General features: G+C 68.1%; 15 protein-coding genes and 1 pseudogene. 12 read left to right on the forward strand and 4 right to left on the reverse strand.

What is annotated here, in order from left to right:
- The first annotated feature begins 14 nt into the window (after positions 1-14).
- From ABT118_RS32455 to ABT118_RS32465, 3 genes are all read left to right on the forward strand, one after another.
- On the forward strand, positions 15-908 hold the full coding sequence (locus tag ABT118_RS32455) for an IS5 family transposase (RefSeq protein WP_502884762.1): 894 nt from the start codon (positions 15-17) through the stop codon (positions 906-908).
- A gap of 261 nt (positions 909-1,169) precedes the next feature.
- Positions 1,170-1,736 carry a hypothetical protein gene (locus ABT118_RS32460; protein ID WP_350678389.1) on the forward strand — a complete coding sequence of 189 codons (567 nt, stop codon included), beginning with the start codon at positions 1,170-1,172 and terminating at the stop codon, positions 1,734-1,736.
- Positions 1,737-1,744: 8 nt separating this feature from the next.
- A complete protein-coding gene (locus tag ABT118_RS32465; RefSeq protein WP_350678392.1) occupies positions 1,745-2,284 on the forward strand; it encodes a hypothetical protein in 540 nt (179 codons plus the stop codon).
- A 23-nt stretch (positions 2,285-2,307) separates the two neighbouring features.
- Here ABT118_RS32465 and ABT118_RS32470 read toward each other — a convergent pair whose 3' ends face one another.
- Both ABT118_RS32470 and ABT118_RS32475 read right to left on the reverse strand, forming a co-directional pair.
- A complete protein-coding gene (locus ABT118_RS32470) occupies positions 2,308-2,841 on the reverse strand; it encodes a phosphotransferase (protein ID WP_350678437.1) in 534 nt (177 codons plus the stop codon).
- Positions 2,842-3,285, reverse strand: a complete 444-nt coding sequence (locus ABT118_RS32475; protein ID WP_350678395.1) for a hypothetical protein — start codon at positions 3,283-3,285, stop codon at positions 2,842-2,844.
- Positions 3,286-3,328: 43 nt separating this feature from the next.
- Between ABT118_RS32475 and ABT118_RS32480 the strand changes: the two genes are divergently transcribed.
- The 9 genes and pseudogenes from ABT118_RS32480 to ABT118_RS32520 all read left to right on the forward strand — a co-directional run bounded on the left by ABT118_RS32480 (position 3,329) and on the right by ABT118_RS32520 (position 8,806).
- Positions 3,329-3,583, forward strand: coding sequence for a hypothetical protein (locus tag ABT118_RS32480; protein WP_350678398.1), 255 nt, complete (start codon positions 3,329-3,331; stop codon positions 3,581-3,583).
- Positions 3,584-3,676: 93 nt separating this feature from the next.
- A complete protein-coding gene (locus ABT118_RS32485; protein WP_350678402.1) occupies positions 3,677-3,904 on the forward strand; it encodes a hypothetical protein in 228 nt (75 codons plus the stop codon).
- A complete protein-coding gene (locus ABT118_RS32490; RefSeq protein WP_350678406.1) occupies positions 3,882-4,400 on the forward strand; it encodes a DUF6879 family protein in 519 nt (172 codons plus the stop codon). Before ABT118_RS32485 ends, ABT118_RS32490 begins: the two co-directional genes overlap by 23 nt.
- 2 nt (positions 4,401-4,402) lie before the next feature.
- The gene (locus ABT118_RS32495) at positions 4,403-5,251 is read left to right on the forward strand and encodes a helix-turn-helix domain-containing protein (RefSeq protein WP_350678410.1); all 849 of its coding nucleotides are present in this window, start codon (positions 4,403-4,405) and stop codon (positions 5,249-5,251) included.
- A 93-nt stretch (positions 5,252-5,344) separates the two neighbouring features.
- Positions 5,345-5,566, forward strand: coding sequence for a hypothetical protein (locus ABT118_RS32500; RefSeq protein WP_350678414.1), 222 nt, complete (start codon positions 5,345-5,347; stop codon positions 5,564-5,566).
- Positions 5,563-5,778: a hypothetical protein gene (locus ABT118_RS32505; RefSeq protein ID WP_350678418.1), complete on the forward strand. Its 216-nt coding sequence runs from the start codon at positions 5,563-5,565 to the stop codon at positions 5,776-5,778. Before ABT118_RS32500 ends, ABT118_RS32505 begins: the two co-directional genes overlap by 4 nt.
- A gap of 168 nt (positions 5,779-5,946) precedes the next feature.
- Positions 5,947-6,162 (forward strand): annotated as a pseudogene (locus ABT118_RS32510) (WD40 repeat domain-containing protein); the annotation flags it as partial.
- Positions 6,160-7,338 carry a WD40 repeat domain-containing protein gene (locus ABT118_RS32515; protein WP_350678440.1) on the forward strand — a complete coding sequence of 393 codons (1,179 nt, stop codon included), beginning with the start codon at positions 6,160-6,162 and terminating at the stop codon, positions 7,336-7,338. The pseudogene ABT118_RS32510 and the gene ABT118_RS32515, both read left to right, overlap by 3 nt.
- A gap of 607 nt (positions 7,339-7,945) precedes the next feature.
- Complete coding sequence (locus ABT118_RS32520) at positions 7,946-8,806, forward strand: hypothetical protein (protein ID WP_350678423.1); 861 nt, start codon at positions 7,946-7,948, stop codon at positions 8,804-8,806.
- A gap of 94 nt (positions 8,807-8,900) precedes the next feature.
- Here the strand turns inward: ABT118_RS32520 and ABT118_RS32525 are convergent, their stop codons facing one another.
- Positions 8,901-9,116, reverse strand: a complete 216-nt coding sequence (locus tag ABT118_RS32525; RefSeq protein WP_350678427.1) for a P-loop NTPase family protein — start codon at positions 9,114-9,116, stop codon at positions 8,901-8,903.
- 88 nt (positions 9,117-9,204) lie between these two features.
- Entirely contained in the window at positions 9,205-9,774 is a 570-nt protein-coding gene (locus ABT118_RS32530; protein WP_350678432.1) for an SMI1/KNR4 family protein, read from the reverse strand.
- Positions 9,775-9,958 lie beyond the last annotated feature (184 nt).

The raw sequence follows: 9,958 nt of genomic DNA on the forward strand, positions 1-9,958 counted from the left end.
ACCGTGTTTGAGATCTGCCGTGCCCTGTGGCTGGAGCGGTCGTTGAGCCGTGTGTGAGTGGTTCTGGGGGTGGGTATCCGTCTGACCTGACGGGTGATCAGTGGGCGTTGGTGGAGCCGTTGCTGCCGCCGGCGCGGGTGGGTCCGAGGGGCGGTCGGCGGGAGAAGCATCCGCGGCGGCGGATCGCGGACGCGATCTTCTACGTGGTCCGCACCGGTTGTGCCTGGCGGCAGCTGCCGAAGGACTTCCCGCCCTGGCCGTCGGTGTACTGGTACTTCACCTGGTGGCACGACGACGGCACCGTCGAGCGCGTCCACGACGTGTTGCGCGGCCGGGTCCGCGAGGCCGATGGTCGCGGTGTGGAGCCGAGCGCGGGGCTGATCGACTCGCAATCGGTCCGCTGGGCCGACTCGGTCCCGGCCGCGACCAGGGGTTTCGACGCGGGGAAGAAGGTCAAGGGCCGCAAGCGGTTCATCGTCACCGACACCCTCGGCCTGCTCCTGGCCGTCCACGTCGTCGCCGCGAACATCCAGGACCGCGACGGCGCGAAACGCCCGCTGCTGTGGACCCGCCTCGACCATCCGGGAGTTCAGAGGATCTGGGCCGACCAGGGCTTCGCCGGCCGACTCGTGGAGTGGGCCCGCGCGATCCTCGGCCGCGATCTGGAGATCGTGCGCAAGGCCCCGGACCAGCGCGGATTCCAGGTCCAGCCCAGGCGTTGGGCCATCAAGCGGACCTTCTCCTGGATCACCGCCAACCGGCGCCTCGCGCGGGACTACGAGCAGCAGCCTGCCCGCTCCGAGACCATGATCCGCTGGGCGATGATCGGCATCATGGTCCGCCGACTCACCCGCAGCGGACCAGCAAGACGACCAGGCCCACGACCGCTTTCACGCACCACCCAGTGAGATCTCAGACGCGCTCTGACCAAACACCCCAGAGCCGTCGGTTCACCGTCACCGTGACGGAGAACCAAAAGGCTCTTCCACAGCAAGGCTCCAAGCAGGTATCTGACCAGCAATTACAGGTTCAGAAACGAGCACTAAAGATCAAAGCCTGGCGTTACGTTTCCGTGACACTGAGGCCTCGACTCGCGGGTAGGATCCCACCCAGAGTTCATATGTTCATGGCTTGATCGCCCCGGCAGCCAGCTCGGAGAATGAGGCGTGATGGATCTGCTTGCGACCGCCCTGATCGGAATGGTCACGGCCCTGCTAGCCGCATATGCAGCGCATTTCCTCAAGAAGAAGGATCGGCAGAGGGAAGTCAGGCAGGCCGAGGAGAAGGCCATTGAGCGCCAGCACCGCGAGCGACTCGTCGACGCCATGAGCGAGCTGCGCGAAACGTCTCGCACGGAAATCGCCAATTTCAGGCTCGTACAAGATGAAATTGAGCGCAGTGGAGTTGGCCTCTCCCGAGAAGTCATCGCCCCGCTCCTCGGATCGGCACATGAAGCTCCGTCCCTCGAGTTCGATCGCGCCGCGCTGATTGGGGGATTCTACGCGGACATCGGCACGCTGTGGTCCGAGTATTCGGACAGGCGCGCCCGGTGGTCTAATGAAGTGCGCGCCTACCTGAACGACCCCAGCCCTGATGCGGCGGTGGCGCTACGCCGCGCACTCCGGGAACTGGAAAGAGTGCGGCGGAATCTTGTCGCCGAGATGAGAGCGGCAGCCTTGGACATGGGGTTCCCCATTCTTGATCCGCCCGGCCGGGCCGCCGACCGTATGCCATGAGTACAGGGGTGCGCTTCCTGGATGTCGTACTCTGCTTCGCGCTGCAAGGGCTCCTTTACTACGTTGCCATGGTGATGCCGAGGCGCCGCGCGGAAGCCAGGCGACTGAGAGCCGCCTCCGCCGAGATGAGCAGAGTGAGATCCTTCGGATCCGCGCGCCTGCTGTCGCTCTCCGCCACGCTCTCGGACGGTCTGAACGGAATGACGGACTCGGTCACGCTCTTCATAGCCGCTTGCAGGCCCGACCTGGACGACTCCGAGAAGTCGCAGGTCAATGCATTGATCTATGGATACCGGCCATCACCTCGGAAGATTCCAACCCGATGCCCAGCGGTGGCCGACGAGCTGTCTGAAGGGTTTCCGGAAGTAGGCTCGGCCTGGCGAGAATACCTGAAGCTCTACATGGCCATGTCGGAAACCGATTACTGGCCGCATTCGGACGACGCGATGCGCGTTTACCCCAGATTCTTTCTGGCCGACTCCCGGCTGCAGATCATCCTGTGCGAATTGGCCGAAGCGGCAGTGCTGGCACAGCAAATCGAACAGTAGGTCACTGCTGCTGAACTTGCGAATCAGCGGTGGGAGTTCACCAGGTGGTCTAGGACGGTGTGGCCGCGCTCGATCAGCACGGGGTAGTTCTGGGTGATCCCGGTGGCCAGGTAGGAGATGGTGAGCCGTGCGGTAAGCGGGACCAGAACCCGCTGTTCGACGTCGGTCAGCTTGCGCCTGAGGCCGGCCAGGAGGGCGTCCTTGAGATCGGGACGGGTGGGCCACAGCGCGCCGTGGAGCCAGACGAGATCCTCGACGGCCAGGCCCGGAGCGGCCATCTGGAAGTCGATGAGGGCGACGGTGTCGGTGTTCCTGTCGTACAGCCAGTTGCGGGTGGCGAAGTCGCCGTGCCGGAACACGATCGGGAGGCCGCAGGCGAGCCGAGGCAGCTCGTGGACCATCTGCAGAACCAGGCCGTGCTGGGCACCGACGAGGTGATCGGCAACCCGATCCAGGCACTGTTCTGCCTCCTCGGCCTGGGCGGTCACCGTCGTCATGACGTCCGCGCGGATCCCGTCGGCGACTAGTTCGGGATAGGAGTGCCAGCGCTGGAGCAGCTAGCCCGCGTGCTGGTGTACTCGGCGCTCGACCACGGCTTCCAGGGGCAGGTCCCGGACGACGCGTCCCGGCACCGCTGAGATGAGGACGGCCAACAGGTCGGGGTTCGACGCGAGCAGCCGCGGTGCTCGGCCGTCGCTGAGCCGGTGCACCACCTGCTCGTAGGCGTGGACCTTCCGCCGATAACTCGCCAGGTCGGGCTGCACCTTCACATAGGCTGTACCCGCTGTGGCGTGGAGCTGCCAGACCCGGGAGTTGTCGCGCGGCCAGGAGACATCCGCCTCACCGGAAATGCCGCCGTCCTCAATGGCCTCCGCCCCACCGCCGGCCGGGCCGTGTTCGACGCCCGCGTCTTCACCATCGCCGACCCCACCGAAGTCGCCAACTACTACGTGTGGCGGCAACGCGACGCCGTCCGCAACAGCATCAGCATGCTCGCCCAATCCCGCTACCCCCGGCCAGCTGCACGGCGTCAACACCGACCAGATGCAGGAACCCCTCTGGCAGGACCACCGCATCAACTGGAACGACCAGCCCGACGGCGTCAAACGCGGCCGACTCACCGCCCGACGCGAGGAGGACGTGACGATCGCCGACGCCGCGGAGCTCGTGAAGCTGGCGGCCGCCGAGGGCTGGCCCCCGCTGGTCCGGCACCGCTGGGCCACCGGCGGGGCACCGCACTTCACCACCGCCCCCGGCGGCCCCCTCGACGAGCTGATCCCGAAGCTCGGCGCCTTGTAGCCGGGGCAAGTTCGGGCAAGTTCATGGCAGCCTGGCGGGAAGCGGTGCAAGCTCTGTCACAACGATCGACGTACCTGTGACGGAGGATCAACGATGGCTCTGATCAAGCTCGGCAAGGACCCGAACAGCCCCGAGGGCAAGTCCCCGACCGTCTACCTCGATGACGTCACCGGGAACTACGTCCTCCAGGGCTGGAAGGTCCTCGACCCGGAGCGGCTCGCCGCGATGGACATCCCGGAGCACGAGACTGTGATCGAATTCCCTCGACGCATGATGCAGTTCTTCCCGGAGGTCAACGGTGCCAGCAGCCCCAACCCTTGAGGAGCTGCTGCGCGACGCCCAGCACACAGCCGTCCACCTGGAAACGCGCGACGGCTACATGCTCGACGACCCCATGTACCTGCGCTGGCAGACCGGCCACCGCTACGACCAAGCCGACCGGGCGTCGTGGTGGAGCCCCTGGCTGCAGCACGTAGCCGACGCAACTGCCCGGGGCGTCAACGTGCGGCGTGCCCGGGTCGTGTCCGAACCCGTCAGCGACTACATCCGCTTCGAGTACGACGTCACCTTCCGCAACGAAGCGTCCGGCGAACAGGTCCGCTGGCTGCCCCGCCGACGGGCCACCGACCTCGCCCTTCCCGGTAACGACTTCTGGCTTGTCGACGACCGCGTTCTGATGGTCCACCACTTCAGCGGCGACGGTGACTTCGTGTCCGAGGACGTCACCGACGACGACGCCCTGGTGAAGCTGTGCGGTGCGGCGTTCGAAGCGGTGTGGGAGCGGGCCATCGCCCACGGGGACTACCGGCCTAACTGACCGTGTCTGCAGCACCATCGAGCGTTCAGGAAGCCAGGAAGGCTCTCGGCCAGCGCCTGCGCGACATCCGGCGAGACTCCGGACTGAGCGCCAGGGCGCTGGCCGAACGCGCTGGATGGCACGAATCGAAATGCTCCAAGCTCCAGAGCGGACTGCGGCCGCCGACCGACGCCGACATTCGCACCTGGACCGAGCTGTGCGGCGTGCCCGAGCAGGCCGCCGACCTGATCGCCATCGCCCGTGGCATCGAAGGCATGTACGTCGAGTGGCGCCGCCTGGAACGCGCCGGCCTCAAACAAGCCCAAGAGTCCGTGCGGCAGCTGTTCGCCCGCACCCGCCGGTTCCGCATGTACCAGTCGTGGGTCATCCCCGGCATGCTCCAAACCGCGGAATACACCCGGGCTGTCCTCAACACCATCGTCGCCCTGCGAAACGTCCCCGACGACGTCGAAGCCAGCGTCGCCGTGCGCATGGAACGCCAACAAGGCCTGCACTCCGGCGACCATCGCTTCGCGATCCTCATCGAAGAGTGGGTCCTCCGCACTGTCATCGGCAGCCCGGACATCATGGCCGCCCAGTTAGGGCACATCATCGCCATCGCGACGCTGCCGTCCGTGAGCCTCGGCATCATCCCGATGGGCGTAACCAGGGGCGCGGGCTGGCCGGTGGAGTCGTTCACGATGTACGACGACGCGCAGGTCAACGTCGAGCTGGTGTCTGCCCATCTGACGGTGACGCAGCCGGGGGAGATCGCCGAGTACGGGCAGGCGTTCGCCGAGTTGGCGTCGATCGCCGTGTACGGGACGGCAGCTCGATCGTTGGTGACGGCGGCGATCGACGCACTGGGGTGAGGTTCGGGCAAGTTCGGGCACGTTCGTAGCTGGCTGGATACCGTCGTCTCTACCGTCACCTGTACTGCCACAGCGGATGACGGGAGTCGGCGGATGAGCACGAGAGAGGCACGACGGGCAAGGGCGCCGCAGAGCGCGTTGCGGCGGGAGCTGCTCGAAGGCGGCGGGCACAAGCTGGTCGACGTGTGGTCCGTCGTCGATGGCATGGCGTCGGTGTCGGACTTCGCGGTGTTCCCGCCGCCGCCGGACGAGCGGCGCTGGGTGCCGGTCGACCGGATCGTCGAGTGGAAGCCGCAGCCGTGGGGCGGCCGGTGAACGCCACCCTCCGCCACTGGGTACCCCGCGCGGGAGAGGTCGTCACCTACCGCAAGAACGGCCACGAGGTCGAGATCATGCACGTCGCAAGCTACGGCATCAGCATCCGGCCGGTGCGTGGCGGGCTGGAGAAGGAAGTTCCGCTGACCGATCTGATCCCCCCGGACGACGCCCCCGGCGGCTTCGAGGACTGGCAGGCCAGCAGAGGCTAATAGCTAGACCAACAGCAGGGCCCCGCACCGGACTTCACCGGTGTCGGGGCCCTCTCGCATTCCCCGAAGGAGAACACATGGCAACGTGGAGTCGGCGGACATCGACGGTGCGGTTGCCGACATCCAGCGGCGGATCACTGGGACCGGGCCACCGGCACCCAGACCGCCGAGCTCACCGGCCAGCGTGGCTCGGCCTGGGCGGTGGCGATCTCCCCCGACGGGACCTGGCTCGCCGCCGGCGGCGCCGATCCGGTGGCGGGGATCTGGGACCGGGCCACCGGCACCCAGGCTGCCGAGCTCACCGGCCACACCGGCCCCCTCTGGGCGGTGGCGATCTCCCCCGACGGGACCTGGCTCGCGACCGGCGGTGAGGACCAGGTGGTGCGGATCTGGGACGGTACCCAGGCCGCTGAGCTCATCGGCCACACCGGCCCCGTTCAGGCGGTGGCGATCTCCCCCGACGGAACCTGGCTCGCGACCGGCGGTGACGATCGAGTGGTGCGGATCTGGGACCGGGCCACCGGCACCCAGACCGCCGAGCTCACTGGCCACACCGGCCCCATCCGGGCGGTGGCGATCTCCCCCGACGGGACCTGGCTCGCCAGTGCCGGCGACGACAGCAGATTCCGGATCTGGGACCGAGCCATCAGCGCCCAGAGTGGCGCACCCACCGGCAACACCCGCAGGGCCGCGGCGGTGGCCGTCTCTCCTGACGGGACCTGGCTCGCCAGTGCCGGAGCTGACGGAGTGGTGCGGATCTGGGACCGGACTTCCGGTACCCGAATCCGCCAGCTCACCGGCCACACCGGCCCCATCTGGGCGGTGGCGATCTCCCCGGACGGGACCTGGCTTGCCACCGCCGGCGACGACGCGGTGGTCCGGATCTGGGACCGGGCCACCGGCACCCAAACGGGCGAGCTCGCTGGCCCCGACGGCTCGATCTACGCGATGGCGATCTCCCCGGACGGGACCTGGCTCGCCACCGCCTGTGGCCCCGACACCGTGCTGCGCCTCTGGGACACGACGGCCGGCGCCCAGATCGGCGAGCTCACCAGCAACGACTGGATCAAGCAGGTGGCGATTTCGCCCGACGGGACCTGGCTCGCCACCGGCGGCGGCGCCGATCTTGTGGTGCGGATCTGGGACCGGGCCACCGGCACCCAGACCGCCGAGCTCGCCGGCCACCGCAGTCGCGTCCGGGCGGTGGCGATTTCGCCCGACGGGACCTGGATCGCCACCGCCGACGGCGACGTGATGGACACGGTGGTGCGGATCTGGGACCGGGCCACCGGCACCCAGACTGGCGAGCTCACCGGCCACACCGGTGCGGTCTTGGCGGTGGCGATCTCCCCCGACGGAACCTGGCTCGCGACCACTGGCGCAGACAACAGTCTCCGGATATGGGACCGGGCCACCAGCAGCACCGTGACCTACATGCGCTCGGACCGCACACTCACCTGCTGTACCTGGACTCCCGACAGTTCAGCGGTCGCCGCCGGTGGATCCGCAGGGGTCTACCTGTACAACTTCACACCCGGCCAGCACGGCCCCGGAATCTAGTGGCCGAGCACCTGCGTGGGCACGGCGCGCTGTACGGTGCTCGCAACCGCGGCCGACTCGACGTAGTGCGGCTGCGGCGGACGCGTGCGCGTGCTCGCGCACCAGGCGCTCCAGCACCTGTTCCTTCACCTTCCGCCTACGCCAGAGCCGCACGTCCTGGTCGGGACGCTCGTGGGGGACAACGATCACTGGCCTCCGCCGACACGCCCCGGCGGCGGACCGTAGGACTCGCAGTTCCCGCCCGGCCGGCAGGACCACTTCGCCACAACCGCACACGACGGACGCCCCACCCGCGAGAGCAGGCAGGCCGGGCACGGTGACCAACTCCGCTGCTCGCTCCTGGCCCGCCACCACAGCCAGGCCCGCAGCGCGGTCCCCGCAGCAGCCGAGCTGAATGTCGTGAGGTCCTCACCGTCCACGAGCGGGGCCCGGAGAAGCCGGCCTGGCAGACCCCCTCCCGTTCACCACCCAGCACCCGTGAACCCTGCCGCCACCCGTTCGGCTGCGGCGCCTGACCACTCGTCAGCCCCACAACCCGTAGGTGGAGGTTTTCCGGCAAAGCGGGGTCAATACGGCTACGCGGCCCGTAGATTCACCGCAACGATCGGTGATCGACAACCATTTTGGAGTGACTGTGGGAAACAACGGCACCTTCGGCTCGGACAGCGGCGTGGGATCCACCATCACCCTACTGGAAGCCCGGCTCCCCGCCGCGCAGGAACGGCGCCGCGCACTGGAGCAGGAACTCGCAGCCGTCACGGCACAGATCGACGCCATGACCGGCGTCCTGGAAGGCCTGCGCACCCTGGCCGCCACTCCCCTGGACCACCGGGGCGAGCCGGCAGCCCCGGCCCGACCCACCGCCTCGTCAGCGGCGCCGCAGACAGCCGACGAGCAGACCGCCACTGCCGAATCCGACGCGAAGCCCGTACCGGCACCCACCCGCACCCCGCGCAAACGCACCGGCCAGAAGAACCCCGCCACCACCACGGCGGAGAAGAAGACCAACACAAGGAAATCGACCGCCCACAAGACCGTGTCGCCGAAGAACACCGACCCCGCCTCCGCACCGACCGTGACACCGACGCAGCCCACAGCCGCAGCCAAGAAGACCACGGCAAAGGCAGCGGCGAAGAAAACCGCAAAGGCCGCGAAGGGCACCACGCCGAAGACGGCAGCGAAGAAGACGCCTGCCGCAGGGAATCCGCCGGTAGCCGCCGTCTCCGACGCGCCGACCCCGGGCCAGCGGCGCAGCGTCGCCGACGCTGACAGTGTGCTGTCCGTCCTGGCCAAGATGGCGGGGCCCCTGCGTGCCCGTGAGGTGGCCGAGGAGCTCGGTCTGGAGGCCGTCGCCGCGAACGTCAACGCGATCCGAACCCAGCTGGAGCGCCTCGCCAAGGCTGGCCGTGCGCAACGGACCGGCCGGGGCCAGTACGCCCCCGCCGGCCAGAGTGCGGTCTCCGGCTGACGCTCAGCCGCCTGGCGTTGCTCATCAGGTGACTGCAGGGGCCAGCCGGTTCAGAGGGGTGGTGTCCGGCCCGGAGGGGTGAGTTCGGTGTCGGTCAGGATCCGATCCGGGTGGCGGTGTCGTCCAGGGTGCTGTTCTCACCGATGACGTGTTCGCGGCCGCCGGGCAGGAGGTCCAGCGGCATCTGCTCGGCGCTCACCTCGGCGGACAGTGGCCGGGGCGCGTGCCGGCGCACCGTCTCGTTGAAGCCGACGTCCAGGAAGTAGAGGTAGCTGCGCCCGCGGTGGGCGGCCACCAGGTCGGCGAGCATGGCGCCGTACCGGCTGGTGTCGAGAATGTCCTCGACGACGGGGTGGAAGCCGGCATCGAGTGCGTGCCGCGAGCCCGAGTCTTGCTTGTCACATGCCGCGTTCCGGTCCGTACCAGGACAGGTGCCGCTCGCCTGGCGGCATCGGAGGGTGTTCCAACTCGACGGGACCGGGATAGAAGTACGTACCGCCCGGGTGGATCACCTCTTCGCCGACCAGATGTCTGTGGAGCCACTCGGCGAAGCTCATCGCGTGCTCCCAGTATCCGCCCTCGTCCCGGTCATGGACCACAACGCTCCACCCCGACGTTCTGTTGCTGAGGGCAAGGAACGCGTAGAACCCGAAGTCGGTGCTCAGAGCAGGTATCAGGACGCCCTGAGCTCCTGTCTCAGGGTGCGGCAGACCGTCCCAGTCGACCTCCCGGAATGCCTGATCCGTCTCACGGATCCATTCCAGGAGGTTCCAGGTCCCTGTCGCCGGGTGGCTGAAGTGCAGGTGACCATTGACCTTGATCGGCGCGTACTCGTCGACGAAGTCCTTGTAGTCCGACGGGAGCTCACAACCGATCTCCCGCTCCAGCACCGCCCACGCCCCAGGGTCCGCAAAGCGACGCCCGCCAGGGCCCAACATCGTGAACACTGCTTCCAGATGATCCGGCACTACTGACACCTCGTGTTCAACCGCGTCGCAGGCCCTCGCTGCAACCTGGTGATCCTACTGACGAACGTCGACAGCGCCCGGACGAGCTGCGTCGCAGGCTCTGCCATCGGCCCGGACGAGGCCCTCCCGCTTGGCGATGCCGGCCTGCCCGCGCCGGCAGTCCTCCCGTTGCCGAGTTCTGATC

The organism is Kitasatospora sp. NPDC002040, assembly GCF_040296785.1.
Lineage (GTDB): Bacteria > Actinomycetota > Actinomycetes > Streptomycetales > Streptomycetaceae > Kitasatospora.

Bases quoted from the DNA above. Each gene is read 5' to 3' on its own strand.
- ABT118_RS32460 (WP_350678389.1), top strand. From the start codon at position 1,170: ATGGATCTGCTTGCGACCGCCCTGATCGGAATGGTCACGGCCCTGCTA.
- ABT118_RS32480 (WP_350678398.1), top strand. From the start codon at position 3,329: ATGCAGGAACCCCTCTGGCAGGACCACCGCATCAACTGGAACGACCAG.
- ABT118_RS32485 (WP_350678402.1), top strand. From the start codon at position 3,677: ATGGCTCTGATCAAGCTCGGCAAGGACCCGAACAGCCCCGAGGGCAAG.
- ABT118_RS32500 (WP_350678414.1), top strand. From the start codon at position 5,345: ATGAGCACGAGAGAGGCACGACGGGCAAGGGCGCCGCAGAGCGCGTTG.
- ABT118_RS32525 (WP_350678427.1), bottom strand. From the start codon at position 9,116: ATGCTCGCCGACCTGGTGGCCGCCCACCGCGGGCGCAGCTACCTCTAC.